The following is a 14,933-nucleotide window of genomic DNA, read 5'->3' as shown; positions in this document are numbered from 1 at the left end:
TAGTAGCTCTAATGGGAATTTAGTGAACCTCTTGCAATCTGTTTTAGCTCTTTATATACTAAGTGTTATGACCAAGTGCTAATCTGAAGGGGTGTAACAAATGAAAACTCCTAAGAAGGAGAGGCAGCGATTACTAATCAGCTTACTTGATGAGGATCCTTTTTTAACAGATGAAGACATTGCTGCTCATTTTTCAGTGAGTGTTCAAACAGTCAGACTTGACCGGCTGGAGTGCCGAATTCCTGAACTAAGAGAGCGGCTTAAATCAGTGGCTTCACAGCATATGCAGAAAACAGTAAAATCGCTGCAGGCAGAAGAAATATTTGGTGAGATCATTGATGTGGAACTTGACGATAAAGCGTTATCAATATTTGATGTAACGAGTGACCATGTATTTATGCGTAATGGGATTGCACGAGGACATCATTTATTCGCTCAAGCTAATTCGCTTGCTGTAGCAGTTTTGGACGATGATTTGGCTTTAACGGTTCGTTCTACTCTTCATTTTGCGAAACCAGTTAGAGCGGGGGATCGTGTAATTGCGCGGGCTGTCGTTCGGCAAGAGACGTTAAAAAATAAAAGTACGGTAGTTGATGTCATCTCTAAAGTGGAAAATGAAACCGTTTTTTCTGGCGAGTTTTTGATGTACCGTACGACAAAAAAAGGCAGGTAGTACTTATGATTATTGCAGTAGACGCAATGGGTGGAGACAATGCACCTGGAGAGATTATTAAAGGCGCATTACAAAGTCTGCATGCATTTGATGACGTCACAATACATATATTCGGTGATGAAGAGAAAATGGCTCCCTATTTAGAAAGTCATCCACGTTTGAAAGTCGTTCATTGTTCTGAAGTTATTGATCCAGACGATGAGCCGGTACGAGCCATTCGTAAAAAGAAAGACGCTTCAATGGTTCGCATGGCGCAAGCAGTGAAAGATGGCGAGGCACACGCTTGCGTATCGGCTGGAAACACTGGTGCCTTGATGTCAGCGGGTCTATTTATCGTCGGCCGTTTGGAAGGTATTCAGAGACCCGCGCTAGCACCGACATTACCAACCATTGATGGAAGTGGATTTGTGCTCTTAGATGTGGGCGCAAATTCAGACAGTAAGCCTTCACAGTTGGCACAGTTTGCAGTCATGGGGAGTGTCTATGCTGAAAAAGTTCGCGGAATTGAAAAGCCGCGCGTGGGATTGTTGAATATCGGCACCGAAGAAGGTAAAGGAAATGAATTGACTAAAGCTGCTTATGAAGCGTTACAAGCGGCTCCTGTTCACTTTATCGGTAATGTGGAATCTCGTGACCTGCTAAACGGCGTAGCGGATGTAGTAGTAACGGATGGTTTTACTGGAAACATGGTCTTGAAAACGATTGAAGGTACTGCACTTAACGTATTCACAATGATCAAGGACGTATTTATGTCTTCCTTGAAAACGAAAATTGCTGCAGGTCTAGTGAAAGATGATTTAAAAGGCTTAAAGAAAAAAATGGATTACTCGGAGTATGGCGGCGCGGGTTTATTTGGATTGAATCATCCGGTGATTAAAGCGCATGGCTCTTCAAATGCCAATGCTCTGTTCAATGCCGTTCGACAAGCTAGAACCATGGTACAATATCGTGTATGCGAAACGATCAAAGAAACCATTAGAGAGGAAGAGGAATCTTGAGTAAACTAGCATTTGTTTTCCCTGGACAAGGCTCACAAGCAGTAGGAATGGGTAAAGAGTTCACAGAAAAGGACGAGGCATGTAAACACTTCATGCAACAGGCAGATGAGGCACTTGGTTTTGAGCTAAGTAAATTTATGCTTGAAGGTCCTCAAGATGAGTTAACATTGACTTACAATGCACAGCCAGCGTTATTGACAGTTGGAGCAATGATTGCATCGAGACTAGAAAGAGAAGGTATTATACCTGATTATTCGGCGGGACATAGTCTTGGGGAATATACGGCATTAGTAGAATCGAAAGTGCTTTCATTTAAAGATGCTGTCGTTGCAGTTCATAAAAGAGGTCTCTATATGAATGAGGCTGTACCTGCTGGAAAAGGGGCTATGGCTGCTATTTTAGGAATGGATCGCGATGTGCTCGAATCGATTACTCAAAACATTACGGAATCAGGGGATCCGGTTCAACCAGCAAACTTGAACTGTCCTGGACAAATTGTTATATCGGGAGCAAAAGCCGGTGTTGATAAAGCGTGTATTGCGCTAAAAGAAGCTGGTGCAAAACGCGCTCTTCCTTTAAATGTAAGTGGACCATTCCACTCAGTCTTAATGCAACCAGCTGCAGGTGAACTTGAAAAAACGTTAGCTGCTATTGAGATGAAAGATGCGGAAATTCCAGTAATTGCGAACGTCACGGCAGATGTAGTGACAGAACAGCAAGAAATAAAAAAATTGCTTGTCGAACAGCTTTACTCACCAGTACGTTGGGAAGAGTCAGTAGAAAAGCTTCTTGAACTTGGCGTGACACGTTTTGTTGAATGTGGTCCTGGAAAAGTATTGAGCGGACTTATTCGTAAAATTGATCGCACGGCAACAGTTTATCCAGTGTATGATGAAGAGTCGTTGCAGAAGTTGTTAGAAGAAGCTAAGGAGTGGTCATGATGGGAAGATTTGATGGGAAAACAGCGGTAGTAACTGGGGCTTCTAGAGGGATTGGACGCGCAATTGCATTACACTTAGCAACTGAAGGTGCTAAAGTCGTTGTCAATTATAGCGGTAGCCAAGCAAAAGCCGAAGAGGTTGTTGAAGAAATTCAAGCCGCTGGAGGAGAAGCATTTGTATTTCAGGCGAACGTCTCCGATGCGGATCAAGTGAAAGCGATGATGGATGAAACAATCAAACAATTTGGTACAATCGATTTTCTTATCAATAACGCAGGGATCACACGTGATAACTTATTAATGCGTATGAAAGAAGATGAGTGGGATGATGTGTTGTCTATTAATTTAAAAGGTGTCTTTCTTTGTACGAAAGCAGTCACGCGTCAAATGATGCGTCAACGTGCAGGAAGAATCGTCAACTTAGCTTCTGTAGTTGGTGTAGTAGGGAACGCTGGACAGGCGAACTATGTGGCAGCTAAAGCAGGTGTCATCGGCTTGACAAAAACAACTGCGAAAGAATTAGCAGCACGTAATATTTTAGTGAACGCAGTTGCTCCCGGCTTTATCACGACTGATATGACGGAGGAACTAGGACAAGAGATGAAAGAACAATTGCTGTCTACTATTCCTTTAGGTACACTTGGTAGTGCGGAAGATATTGCCGGCACTGTAGCGTTCCTTCTCTCTGATGAAGCGAAATATATTACCGGTCAAACGATTAATGTGGATGGCGGTATGGTGATGTAAATGAATTTCTTCTGAACAAGTGTTATTCTAAGGTTGCACAATGAGGCGTGAAACCACTATAATTCAGTAGAAGCCGAAATGGCTTGTAGCCTTGAGAGGAGGTGACTATGTTGTCAACAGTACTTGAGCGTGTAACTAAAGTAGTTGTCGACCGTCTTGGTGTCGATGAGAGCGAAGTAAAACCTGAAGCTTCTTTCCGTGAGGATCTAGGAGCTGATTCACTAGATGTAGTAGAGCTTGTTATGGAATTTGAAGATGAGTTCGAAACAGAAATTTCTGATGATGATGCAGAGAAAATTGCAACTGTCGGAGACGCAGTAACATACATTACAGAAAAAGTTGGCGAATAACCTTTTCGGTGAGACACTTTCTCCTTTCATCTGAAAGGAAGGGGGCGTCTCTTTTCGCTTTACCATGAAATGTAAACAAAGATTATAGATGAGAGGCAGAATAGTTTATGAAAAATAAAAGACCTACTAAAGAAATAGCGTCCCATCCTACATTGCCACATACTGTTCGAGAAAAGTTTAAAGTTCTTCAAAAACAATTAGATGTGCAATTTCATGATGAAAGATTATTGTTTAATGCATTTACCCATTCTTCCTATGTTAATGAACATCGACGGAAGAAGTTTTCTGATAATGAAAGACTAGAGTTTCTAGGAGATGCTGTATTAGAACTAGGTGTATCCAAATTTCTATTCCGTACTGAACCTTCAAAAAGTGAAGGTGAACTAACAAAGCTTCGAGCGGCGATTGTATGTGAGCCATCCCTCGTAAAGTTTTCCAATGAGTTGCACTTTGGTGATTTTATCTTATTGGGTAAGGGAGAAGAATTGACCGGTGGTAGAATGCGTCCAGCACTGCTCGCAGATGTTTTTGAAGCCTATATTGGTGCACTTTATCTCGACCAAGGAATGGAAGTAGTCGAAGAATTTCTAAACCGAATCGTTTTTCCAAAAATCAGTGTCGGTGCTTTTTCGCATGTGACAGATTATAAAAGTCGTTTGCAAGAATTAGTGCAGCAAAAGAATAATGGACCTCTTCAATATGAAGTGGTTGAGGAAAAAGGTCCTGCACATGCGAAAAAGTTTGTTACCGTAGTTAATCTCAATGATCAGCCACTCGGTAAGGGAATTGGAAAGTCTAAAAAAGAGGCCGAACAGGAAGCTGCACGTCGAGCAATCGAACAGTTACAGTCGCAGACAACTGAAGGGGAGAACTAATTGTGTTTTTGAAGAGGCTAGAGATTACAGGTTTTAAGTCTTTCGCTGAGAAAATTCTTATCGATTTTGTGCCAGGCGTGACAGCCATTGTCGGTCCGAACGGCAGCGGAAAAAGCAATATTATTGACGCGATTCGTTGGGTACTTGGAGAGCAATCTGCTAAATCACTACGTGGTAGTAAAATGGAGGATGTTATTTTCGCCGGAAGTGATTCCCGAAAGGCTGTTAATTTTGCAGAAGTCACTCTAATTTTAGATAATACGCAAGGGTTGTTTCCTTTAGATTATACGGAAATTAGTGTCAGTAGACGTGTGTTCCGATCTGGAGAAAGCGCGTATTTATTGAACGGGCAGTCTTGTAGGTTAAAAGATATTACAACTATGTTCATGGACTCTGGTTTAGGAAAAGAAGCATTTTCGATTATTTCCCAAGGTAGAGTGGATGAGATTTTGAATAGCCGTGCAGAAGAACGAAGAAATGTTTTTGATGAAGCGGCTGGTGTATTGAAATATAAAACACATAAGCTACAAGCGGAACATAAGCTTTTTGAAACTACGGATAATTTAGATCGTGTCTTAGATATTTTAAAAGAAATTGATGACCGTCTGGAGCCTTTGAAAAAGGAAGCGTCCACAGCGCGTCAAGCAGCCAAGTTGCAATCAGAATTGCGGGAAGCAGATGTCCGTTTACTTCATCATGATGCAATTATGTTCCAACAACAAATCTTGGAAAAGACCACAGCAGTCACTACTGATGAAGATAAAAAGTTAACATTGGATGCCCAGTTAACGAATCAGGAGCAGGCACTAGAAAAAGATAAAATCACGCTACGACAAATAGAATCGCAGCTGGATGAGTTACAAAATGAGCTAATAAATAAAACATCTGAAGCGGAAAAGTGGGAAGGCAGACGATTATTATCCCTTGAAAAGAGCCGTAATACAACTCAACAGTTAGCGCGTATTCAAGAAGAATTACAGTCAGCAGAGAAATTGAGACAAGTGACTGGGGAAAAGTTGCAAGCGTTGCAAGTGAAGCAGCAACAAGTAAAAGAAGAGTTATTGTATACATCAAACGAAATTAAACAAGTAACGGGTATGCTGAGCAGTTCCGTGAAAGAAACAGAACAGCAAATCGAACACTTGAAATCCATCTATATTGAAAAGTTGAATGAAGAAGCGACTCTACGAAGTGAAGTGAAACATGTTGAAGAACGATTGCTAGGAGAAAAATCTTCAACAGAAAAAATTACAATTCAAACAGCTTTGCTATTAGAGCGTATGGAACAGCTAACCAAAGAACAACAAGAGAAAAAACAACAAAAGTCGGTTGTCGAACAACAAATAAATGATGTGGAAAAGTCAGTTGCTAAATGTGGTACGGAGTTAAAAGAAGCGGAGCAAAGACTATCCACGCAACAGCAATTTCTACAGCAAGCTTTGCGTAAGCAATCGGAGATGCAAGGTAGAATACGTGCGCTTGAAAGTCTGGAGAAAGATTTCTCTGGCTTTTATTCGGGTGTCAAAGAAGTGTTACATGCAAGGCAACGTCTTCAAGGAATAGAAGGCGCGGTAGTAGAGTTGATTTCTACAGAGCCGAAGTATACGAAGGCTATCGAAACAGCGCTTGGTGGAGCAATGCAACATATCATTACAGCAACTGAACGAGATGCGAGACAGGCGATTGGTTATTTGAAGTCTAAGAATTTCGGACGTGCAACCTTTTTGCCGCTAGATATTTTGAAGCCTCGTGAACTGCCGATGAATAGCATACAATTGGTCAACCGCCAGCCTGGTTTTATTGGAACAGCATTTGATTTAATTCAAACGTCTACTGCATATGAAGCAGTTGCTAAAAATTTATTGGGACAAACGATTGTTGCAAGCGATCTAAAAGAGGCTGCCGTTATAGCGAAAGCAATAGGTCACCGCTATCGAATTGTCACATTGGATGGAGATATAATAAATGCTGGTGGTTCTTTAACTGGGGGTGGGGCTAAAGGACAGTCGACTCTTTTCTCACGTAAAGCGGAACTAGAAACGATTACGGTTCATTTGCGTGGGATGGAGGAATCGATTCAGCAAGCGAATGGACAACTAGCGAAGACGCGAGATCAAGTAGGCACCCTGCTGTATCAACGAGATCAATGGCAACGTAAAATGGAAGAACTTCAACAGAAGAAATCTATTGTCCACTCTTCATTACAAGAAACGGAAATGGAGATTCGTTCCGTTAAAATGGAAATATCGACTATTGAAATCGGTCGAACAGATACAGCGACTGCAGCAAAGGAATTGAAAGATAAAAAAGAATGGCTATCTAGCCGTCATAAGAGAACGAAACAGGAGTTAAGCGAAACGTTAGAGACATTGGAAAGTTTGGAGCGATTAGTTGAGAATCGTCGTGAAGAACAAGAGGCTTTGCAACAAAAACTAGCTGCATTACAGCAAAGTAGTGCCGTGTTAAAGGAACAAAATACGTATCATGCGAACGCGATTAAAGAAACAACCAACTCGTTGGACGAGTTGGCGCAATCTATTACACGATTGCGAGAAGAACAACAATATGTAGGGAATCAAGTGGTCGGTAAAGAGTTATCACCTGAAGAAATTGATCGCCAAATGAAACAATCCCAAGTGGAAAAACAGCAATTGGAAAAGACGATTGAACAAAGTAGAACGAAGCGATTGCAACATGCCGAAATCGTTCATCAACATGAACAACAGATGAAGCAACTTCGGCTACAACTACTTTCAATCACAGAACGATTAAATGCAGTACGCATCCAATTATCTAGACTTGAAACACAATTAGAAACGGTTACAAAGCGGTTAGATGACGAATATGGCTTACATCCCAATGCCATTCATCTAACGGAGGAAATTGACGTTCCCCAGTTGCGAATGGCTGTAGAGCAATACAAACGGCAGCTGACAGCTCTAGGGCCGGTTAATCCACATGCGATCCAAGAGTTTGAAGAAGTATTTGAACGCCATAAGTTTTTAAGTACGCAACGAAATGATTTAGTGGAAGCGAAAAATACGTTGCAAGAAGCTATGTCCGAAATGGATCAAGAAATGAAAAGTCGATTCGAGACGACCTTTGAGGCGATTCGTAGTCAATTCCATCGCGTATTCAAAGAAATGTTCGGTGGTGGTGAGGCCGATTTACTCTTGACGGAACCATCCAATCTACTAACCACAGGAATAGATATTGTGGCTAGACCACCTGGTAAAAAACTGCAAAACTTACGTCTGTTGTCTGGTGGCGAGCGGGCATTAACCGTGATATCTTTACTGTTTTCTATACTAGAAGTCCGTCCCGTTCCGTTCTGTATTTTAGATGAAGTAGAAGCCGCGCTGGATGAAGCGAATGTTGTGAGATATAGTAATTATTTGAAGAAGGTTTCGAATCAGACACAATTCATCGTAATCACCCATCGAAAAGGTACTATGGAAGGCGCTGATGTATTATATGGCGTCACGATGCAAGAGTCTGGCGTTTCTAAACTGCTATCGGTCAAACTGTCAGAAGTAACAGAAGAAGTAACTAGCTAAGGAGTGGAATTGATGTCTTTTTTTAAAAAGCTGAAAGAAAAAATTACGGGAACGAACGAAACCGTTACAGAGAAATTTAAAGACGGTCTGACTAAAACGCGTGAATCATTTACTTCTAAAGTAAATGATTTAGTTTCACGATTCCGCGTTGTAGATGAAGAGTTCTTCGAAGAGTTAGAAGAAGTTCTTTTACAAGCGGATGTTGGTTTCGACACGGTAATGGAATTAATTGATTTATTAAAAGATGAAGTAAAGCGTAAAAATATTAAAGATACGACAGGTATGCAAACCTTGATCTCCGAAAAGCTTGTGGAGATTTATAATGCTGGTGAAGAAGTATCTAATGAATTAAATATTGAAGAAGGCCGTTTGAATGTCATTTTAATGGTGGGCGTCAATGGTGTAGGTAAAACGACGACTATTGGTAAAATGGCTTCACGCTTACAAAAAGAAGGAAAAACTGTCATGTTAGCTGCTGGCGATACATTCCGTGCAGGCGCAATCGATCAGCTTGTCGTCTGGGGAGAGCGCACGGGGGTAGAAGTTGTACGGCAGGCAGAAGGATCAGATCCGGCTGCTGTCATTTTTGATGCGGTAAAAGCAGCGAAAAAACGCAATGTTGATGTTCTAATTTGTGATACTGCAGGTCGTTTGCAAAACAAAGTCAACCTAATGAATGAACTTGAAAAAGTACATCGTATTATTGGCCGTGAAATCGAAGGCGCACCTCATGAAGTGCTATTAGCTTTAGATGCTACGACTGGACAGAACGCGTTAATTCAAGCGCAAACATTTAATGAAGCAACGAATGTAACGGGCATTGTATTAACGAAGCTAGATGGAACTGCGAAGGGTGGAATTGTCCTTGCAATCCGAAGTAAGCTAGATATTCCAGTGAAGTTCGTAGGTCTAGGTGAGGGAATTGATGACTTACAACCATTTGATCCAGAAAAATACGTTTACGGCTTATTTGCTGACGGTCTTGAGATGGAAGATGAGGATGAAGAGGATGAAGAGGGTACAGAAGAAGACAAGTAAAAATACTTGACGGGTAAGAGTACGAAGGGTAGTATGAATTTATAAGTAGGGGGAGGTTATAATCATGCTTGAAAAAACGACAAGGGTAAACTTCCTCTTTGATTTTTATCAATCATTGTTAACGGATAAACAGCGATTATATATGCAATTATATTATTTAGATGATCTTTCTCTCGGTGAAATCGCGGAGCAATATAGCGTATCGAGACAGGCAGTGTATGATAATGTGAAAAGAACAGAAGCGATGTTAGAAGATTACGAGAAAAAACTTAAACTTTTTGAAAAGCATGAGAACCGTCTCGAGGTCGTGGAACAATTGCAGCAAATTTTGCCAACAAACGAACCTTCTTCCGCTAAAGTTCAGGAACTTCTGCATACCTTGAAAGATTTTGAATAGGAGGGATTGACTATGGCATTTGAAGGTTTAGCTGAACGCCTGCAAGGAACGTTAAACAAAATTACAGGCAAAGGAAAAATCAATGAAGCGGACGTCAAAGAAATGATGCGTGAAGTACGCTTTGCGCTTATTGAAGCGGACGTTAACTTAAAAGTGGTAAAAGAGTTTGTCAAGACCGTCAGCGAACGTTCAGTCGGTCAAGATGTTATGAAAAGCCTAACACCAGGCCAGCAAGTTGTAAAAATCGTTAAAGATGAATTGACCAACTTAATGGGTGGCGAACAAAATCCGATTCAGTTTGCCCGTAAATCACCAACTGTTATCATGATGGTCGGTTTACAGGGTGCGGGTAAAACGACAACTACCGGAAAATTAGCTACAGTACTACGTAAAAAACACAATAAAAAACCTTTGCTTGTAGCGGCGGATATTTATCGTCCGGCAGCCATTCAGCAATTAGAAACATTAGGGAAGCAAATCACGGTTCCTGTATTTTCTATGGGAACAGACCAGTCACCTGTGGAAATTGCACGTCGCGCGATGGAAGAGGCCGAACGTGAGCATAATGACGTGGTAATCATTGATACCGCAGGTCGTTTGCATGTCGATGAGGTGCTGATGCAGGAATTGAAAGACATTCGTGAATTGACAAAGCCTGATGAAGTTTTCCTTGTTGTTGACGCGATGACCGGTCAAGACGCTGTGAACGTAGCGAAAAATTTTAATGAAACTATTGGAATTACAGGTGTAATTTTAACAAAACTAGATGGCGATACACGTGGTGGTGCAGCGCTATCGATTCGTTCAGTTACCGAAAAGCCTATTAAGTTTGTCGGTATGGGTGAAAAAATGGATGCGCTAGAACCATTCCACCCGGAGCGTATGGCTTCACGTATTCTTGGTATGGGCGATGTTATGTCGTTAATCGAGAAAGCGCAGGAAAATGTTGATGAAGAGAAAGCGAAAGAGCTAGAGCAAAAACTGCGTACGCAAAGTTTTACACTAGAAGACTTCCTGGATCAAATGCAACAAGTAAAGAAAATGGGACCGCTGGATGAAATTTTAAAAATGATGCCTGGTGCCAATAAGATTAAAGGACTTGACAATGCAAAAGTAGATGAAAGTCAAATGGGTCGCGTAGAAGCGGTCATTTATTCCATGACACGTGCTGAACGTGAAAATCCGGATATCATCAATGCAAGTCGTAAAAAACGAATTGCTGTAGGATCTGGTACGTCTATTCAAGAAGTCAATCGCCTACTGAAGCAATTTGAAGAAATGAAGAAAATGGTCAAGCAAATGACTAGCATGCAACAGAAGGGCAAAAAGAAGGGGAAAATGCCAGGTTTTGATTCGTTTTTTAAATAATTTTTAAGGTGTTAAGAAAAAACACTTTACAAACAAATAAAACCTTGGTAATATACTATCTTGTGTGAAACTATTCGGAGGTGTAGATAATAATGGCAGTTAAAATTCGTCTAAAACGTATGGGAGCTAAGAAATCTCCTTTTTATCGTATTGTAGTAGCTGATGCACGTGCACCACGTGACGGCCGTCAAATCGAAACAGTGGGTACTTACAATCCACTTACAAAACCAGCAACAGTAAACATTGATGAAGCATTGGCTTTGAAATGGTTACAAGATGGCGCGAAGCCTTCTGACACAGTGCGTAACTTGTTCTCAGAACAAGGCATCATGGAAAAATTCCATAACGCTAAATACAGCAAGTAATTTGGAGGGGTGGACATGAAGCAGCTGATTGAAACAATTGTAAAGCCGTTAGTCGATTACCCTGACGACGTCAAAGTGGTAGCTGAAGAACAATCTCAACGAGTGGTTTATCAGTTATCAGTGAATGCGGAAGATATGGGAAAAGTGATCGGAAAGCAAGGTCGTGTGGCAAAAGCGATCCGTACGATTGTTTATTCAGCAGCAGGCAGTCACCACGGCAAAAAAGTGTATCTAGATATCTTGGATTGATCCAAAAGGAAGGAGCCCCGGTTCCTTCCTTTTTTGCACGTATAAATGCTTAAAATGAGAAGCATACCAATCGAAACTATAGAATTATGATTTATGGAGGCGAAATAATGGAATGGTATAATGTTGGAAAAATCGTTAATACGCATGGTATTAGAGGAGAAGTCCGTGTCATGGCTACGACGGATTTCCCGGATGAACGCTTTTCGATAGGAAGTAAGCTTGCGATTTTTATGCCTAAAAGCAAAACACCTATTTATGTTACCGTGGCAAGTCATCGGAAGCATAAAAACTTCAATCTTTTAACATTTGAAGGATATCCAACTATTAATGATGTAGAGAAACTGCGTGATGGTATCGTTAAAGTATCCGAAAAAGAACTGACAGAGCTTGGAGAGCACGAATATTATTACCATGAAATCATTGGCTGTCGCGTGGTGACAGAAACTGGCGAAGATATCGGTACAGTTTCCGAAATTATTGAAACAGGTGCCAATGATGTCTGGACAGTTACACCGGCAGAAGGTAAACCGCATTATATCCCATATATCGAAGACGTAGTAAAAGAAATTGATATTGAAGATAAAATTATCAAAATCGAATTGATGGATGGACTGCTTTCATGATGCAAATAGATGTACTAACACTTTTTCCTGAAATGTTTGAAGGGGTACTTCATTCTTCGATTATGAAAAAAGCACAAGACCAGCAAGCGGCCTCTTTTCGTGTCACAGACTTCCGTGAGTATTCAACGAACAAGCATAGAAAAGTCGATGACTATCCGTATGGCGGTGGAGCAGGGATGGTATTGAAGCCTGAGCCTCTTTTCGCAGCGGTTGAAGCGCTGACCAGCACAAGTGAAGTTAAGCCGCGGGTGATACTTATGTGCCCTCAAGGACAACGCTTCACGCAAAAAAAAGCGGAAGAACTCGCTAAGGAAGAGCATCTCGTGTTTATTTGTGGTCACTATGAAGGATATGATGAACGAATCCGCGAACATTTGGTGACGGATGAAATTTCACTTGGTGACTTCGTTTTAACTGGTGGAGAAGTTGCTTCAATGGCAATCATCGATAGTATCGTACGATTATTACCAGACGTGCTTGGGAATGATCAGTCGGCAGTACACGACTCGTTTTCAACCGGTATGCTTGAACATCCACAGTATACACGCCCGGCTTCATATAACGGCCTAGAAGTGCCTGCTGTGCTGTTGTCAGGCAATCATGCGGAGATTGATAAGTGGAGACAAGAACAAGCATTCCAACGTACAGCAGAGCGTCGTCCAGAATTATTGGAAGATGCGCCTTTGACAAACTATCAGCAAACTCTTTATCAACAATGGAAGCGAAAAAGAGACTGAATGTGCTTGATTCGCTTTCGTACGTATGATATGATTTACTAAGCGCTTTTTAAGAGCGTCTATTTTACTGATGTTCCGCTGCAAATGTACCACATGCATGAACTTCAGAAAAGAAGGAGAGAAAACCATGCAAAAACTAATTGCAGACATTACAAAAGATCAGTTACGTACTGAACACCCTTCATTCCGTCCGGGCGATACACTTCGTTTGCACGTAAAGATTGTCGAGGGTACACGTGAGCGTATCCAGTTATTCGAAGGTGTTGTTATCAAGCGCCAAGGTGGCGGCATCAGTGAAACATTCACTGTTCGTAAAATTTCAAACGGTGTTGGAGTAGAGCGTACATTCCCTGTACACACACCAAAGCTAGCTAAAATTGAAGTAACTCGTCGCGGTAAAGTTCGTCGTGCGAAGTTGTACTACCTACGTAAACTACGTGGTAAAGCAGCACGTATCAAAGAACTCCGCTAATCAGATATGCAAAAACGAAGGGAGGCCGCGCATTTGGCCTCCTTTCTTTTTGCCCATAAAGCATTTTGGCTGTACAATAATAACAGACAAGGTAGGAGGTTGAATTGATGGAAGAGAAAAAAACGAAAAGCGAAGGTCTTGAATGGATCAAAGCGCTTTTGATCGCCTTTGGATTAGCTGCAATTATACGCGTATTTTTATTTACACCGATTGTCGTGGATGGAATTTCCATGGAACCGACGTTAGAACACGGGGATCGCATGATCGTCAATAAGATAGGTTATTCGATTGGAGAACCACATCGTTTTGATATTGTTGTATTCCATGCGCCTGAGCAGAAAGATTATATTAAACGTGTCATTGGATTACCAGGTGATACTGTAGAATATAAAGATGATGTTCTTTATATAAATGATGAGCCGTATGAGGAACCCTATCTGGATCAATACAAAGCAGAAGTGCAGGACGGAACACTAACAGAAGATTTCACTCTTCAGGATGTGCCACAGATCAATGCGGAAACAGTACCTGAAGATCACATTTTCGTTATGGGAGACAATCGTCGGAAAAGTAAAGATTCTAGACATATCGGTCCAGTTGAAATAGATGAAGTTATCGGTAGCACAAGCGTCATATTTTGGCCGATCAAAGACATCGGTTTTGCGAAGTAATGAGAGGGGTCGAATGACATGACAATTCATTGGTTTCCGGGCCATATGGCGAAAGCAAGACGAGAAGTATCGGAAAAACTTAAATTAGTCGATATCGTATTTGAATTAATAGACGCTAGATTACCGCTATCATCACGAAATCCTATGATTGATGAAGTAATTCAGCAAAAACCTAGACTGCTTATTTTGAATAAAATGGATTTAGCAGATGAGACGCAGACGAAGCGTTGGATTGCTTATTTTGAGAAACAAGGCTTTCGTACAGTCGCAATCAATTCATTTGAAGGTGTGGGTTTACAAATAGTTACGAAAGCTGCAAAAGAAATTCTACAACCGAAATACGATCGTATGAAGAAACGAGGGATTCGTCCCGGCGCAATTCGTGCCATGATTGTGGGAATACCGAACGTTGGGAAATCTACGCTAATCAACCGGCTCGCTAAGAAAAACATCGCTCAAACAGGAAATAAACCTGGCGTGACGAAAGCTCAGCAATGGATTAAATACGGCAAGGAACTAGAGTTGTTAGATACTCCAGGTGTACTTTGGCCGAAATTTGAAGATCAAGAAGTAGGATTTAAGCTAGCATTGACAGGTGCTATTAAAGATTCAGTTCTCAATATGGAGGAATTAGCTGTCTACGGCCTACGCTTTTTAGAACAGCATTATGCAGAGCGTTTGGAACATCGTTATCAAATGAAAACCGTCAGTGAAGATATATTATCCATCTTTAATCGAATCGGTGAGCGTCGAAAAGTGTACGGTGAAGGCGGAGAAATTGACTATGATAAAGTGGCGGAATTAATCGTTCGAGATATACGCGAACAACAAGTAGGAAAATTAACATTCGACTTTCCGGAAGAATCATAAAAA

General features: G+C 41.2%; 17 protein-coding genes. All 17 read left to right on the top strand.

The annotated features are described in order from the left end of the window. Window positions 1-100: 100 nt before the first annotated feature. The 17 genes from fapR to ylqF all read left to right on the top strand — a co-directional run bounded on the left by fapR (window position 101) and on the right by ylqF (window position 14,930). Window positions 101-673 (top strand): transcription factor FapR, encoded by a 573-nt coding sequence (gene fapR / locus CSV79_RS00900; RefSeq protein ID WP_099687147.1) that lies wholly within the window; start codon window positions 101-103, stop codon window positions 671-673. Window positions 674-678: 5 nt separating this feature from the next. Further along, window positions 679-1,671 (top strand): phosphate acyltransferase PlsX, encoded by a 993-nt coding sequence (plsX, locus tag CSV79_RS00895; protein ID WP_099687146.1) that lies wholly within the window; start codon window positions 679-681, stop codon window positions 1,669-1,671. Continuing rightward, a complete protein-coding gene (gene fabD / locus CSV79_RS00890; RefSeq protein ID WP_099687145.1) occupies window positions 1,668-2,612 on the top strand; it encodes an ACP S-malonyltransferase in 945 nt (314 codons plus the stop codon). Before plsX ends, fabD begins: the two co-directional genes overlap by 4 nt. Next, window positions 2,612-3,358 carry a 3-oxoacyl-[acyl-carrier-protein] reductase gene (gene fabG / locus CSV79_RS00885; RefSeq protein ID WP_099687144.1) on the top strand — a complete coding sequence of 249 codons (747 nt, stop codon included), beginning with the start codon at window positions 2,612-2,614 and terminating at the stop codon, window positions 3,356-3,358. Before fabD ends, fabG begins: the two co-directional genes overlap by 1 nt. A gap of 110 nt (window positions 3,359-3,468) precedes the next feature. Then, window positions 3,469-3,708 (top strand): acyl carrier protein, encoded by a 240-nt coding sequence (locus CSV79_RS00880; protein ID WP_029052326.1) that lies wholly within the window; start codon window positions 3,469-3,471, stop codon window positions 3,706-3,708. Between the two features lie 107 nt (window positions 3,709-3,815). Continuing rightward, window positions 3,816-4,583: a ribonuclease III gene (rnc, locus tag CSV79_RS00875; protein WP_099687143.1), complete on the top strand. Its 768-nt coding sequence runs from the start codon at window positions 3,816-3,818 to the stop codon at window positions 4,581-4,583. Between the two features lie 2 nt (window positions 4,584-4,585). Beyond that, window positions 4,586-8,140 carry a chromosome segregation protein SMC gene (gene smc / locus CSV79_RS00870; RefSeq protein WP_099687142.1) on the top strand — a complete coding sequence of 1,185 codons (3,555 nt, stop codon included), beginning with the start codon at window positions 4,586-4,588 and terminating at the stop codon, window positions 8,138-8,140. Window positions 8,141-8,152: 12 nt separating this feature from the next. Next, window positions 8,153-9,178: a signal recognition particle-docking protein FtsY gene (gene ftsY, locus CSV79_RS00865; protein ID WP_099687141.1), complete on the top strand. Its 1,026-nt coding sequence runs from the start codon at window positions 8,153-8,155 to the stop codon at window positions 9,176-9,178. Between the two features lie 64 nt (window positions 9,179-9,242). Further along, window positions 9,243-9,575, top strand: a complete 333-nt coding sequence (locus CSV79_RS00860) for a putative DNA-binding protein (RefSeq protein WP_199171845.1) — start codon at window positions 9,243-9,245, stop codon at window positions 9,573-9,575. 12 nt (window positions 9,576-9,587) lie between these two features. After that, complete coding sequence (gene ffh, locus CSV79_RS00855) at window positions 9,588-10,943, top strand: signal recognition particle protein (RefSeq protein ID WP_099687139.1); 1,356 nt, start codon at window positions 9,588-9,590, stop codon at window positions 10,941-10,943. A gap of 92 nt (window positions 10,944-11,035) precedes the next feature. Continuing rightward, window positions 11,036-11,308: a 30S ribosomal protein S16 gene (gene rpsP / locus CSV79_RS00850; protein ID WP_099687138.1), complete on the top strand. Its 273-nt coding sequence runs from the start codon at window positions 11,036-11,038 to the stop codon at window positions 11,306-11,308. Between the two features lie 15 nt (window positions 11,309-11,323). Continuing rightward, a complete protein-coding gene (locus tag CSV79_RS00845; RefSeq protein ID WP_099638043.1) occupies window positions 11,324-11,557 on the top strand; it encodes a KH domain-containing protein in 234 nt (77 codons plus the stop codon). A 104-nt stretch (window positions 11,558-11,661) separates the two neighbouring features. After that, entirely contained in the window at window positions 11,662-12,180 is a 519-nt protein-coding gene (gene rimM, locus CSV79_RS00840) for a ribosome maturation factor RimM (RefSeq protein ID WP_199171852.1), read from the top strand. Next, the gene (gene trmD, locus CSV79_RS00835) at window positions 12,180-12,917 is read left to right on the top strand and encodes a tRNA (guanosine(37)-N1)-methyltransferase TrmD (protein ID WP_099687225.1); all 738 of its coding nucleotides are present in this window, start codon (window positions 12,180-12,182) and stop codon (window positions 12,915-12,917) included. Before rimM ends, trmD begins: the two co-directional genes overlap by 1 nt. Window positions 12,918-13,044: 127 nt before the next feature. Then, entirely contained in the window at window positions 13,045-13,389 is a 345-nt protein-coding gene (rplS, locus tag CSV79_RS00830; RefSeq protein ID WP_099687136.1) for a 50S ribosomal protein L19, read from the top strand. 104 nt (window positions 13,390-13,493) lie between these two features. Next, window positions 13,494-14,060 carry a signal peptidase I gene (lepB, locus tag CSV79_RS00825; protein ID WP_099687135.1) on the top strand — a complete coding sequence of 189 codons (567 nt, stop codon included), beginning with the start codon at window positions 13,494-13,496 and terminating at the stop codon, window positions 14,058-14,060. Between the two features lie 18 nt (window positions 14,061-14,078). After that, entirely contained in the window at window positions 14,079-14,930 is an 852-nt protein-coding gene (gene ylqF, locus CSV79_RS00820) for a ribosome biogenesis GTPase YlqF (protein WP_099687134.1), read from the top strand. Window positions 14,931-14,933 lie beyond the last annotated feature (3 nt).

The organism is Sporosarcina sp. P13, assembly GCF_002743055.1.
Classification (GTDB): domain Bacteria; phylum Bacillota; class Bacilli; order Bacillales_A; family Planococcaceae; genus Sporosarcina.
This window is presented reverse-complemented; position numbering and strand designations above follow the sequence as displayed.

Coding starts and splice junctions, on each gene's coding strand:
- fapR (WP_099687147.1), top strand. CDS start 101: ATGAAAACTCCTAAGAAGGAGAGGCAGCGATTACTAATCAGCTTACTT.
- fabG (WP_099687144.1), top strand. CDS start 2,612: ATGGGAAGATTTGATGGGAAAACAGCGGTAGTAACTGGGGCTTCTAGA.
- rnc (WP_099687143.1), top strand. CDS start 3,816: ATGAAAAATAAAAGACCTACTAAAGAAATAGCGTCCCATCCTACATTG.
- ylqF (WP_099687134.1), top strand. CDS start 14,079: ATGACAATTCATTGGTTTCCGGGCCATATGGCGAAAGCAAGACGAGAA.
- trmD (WP_099687225.1), top strand. CDS start 12,180: ATGCAAATAGATGTACTAACACTTTTTCCTGAAATGTTTGAAGGGGTA.
- rplS (WP_099687136.1), top strand. CDS start 13,045: ATGCAAAAACTAATTGCAGACATTACAAAAGATCAGTTACGTACTGAA.
- CSV79_RS00860 (WP_199171845.1), top strand. CDS start 9,243: ATGCTTGAAAAAACGACAAGGGTAAACTTCCTCTTTGATTTTTATCAA.
- ftsY (WP_099687141.1), top strand. CDS start 8,153: ATGTCTTTTTTTAAAAAGCTGAAAGAAAAAATTACGGGAACGAACGAA.
- plsX (WP_099687146.1), top strand. CDS start 679: ATGATTATTGCAGTAGACGCAATGGGTGGAGACAATGCACCTGGAGAG.
- rpsP (WP_099687138.1), top strand. CDS start 11,036: ATGGCAGTTAAAATTCGTCTAAAACGTATGGGAGCTAAGAAATCTCCT.
- ffh (WP_099687139.1), top strand. CDS start 9,588: ATGGCATTTGAAGGTTTAGCTGAACGCCTGCAAGGAACGTTAAACAAA.
- CSV79_RS00845 (WP_099638043.1), top strand. CDS start 11,324: ATGAAGCAGCTGATTGAAACAATTGTAAAGCCGTTAGTCGATTACCCT.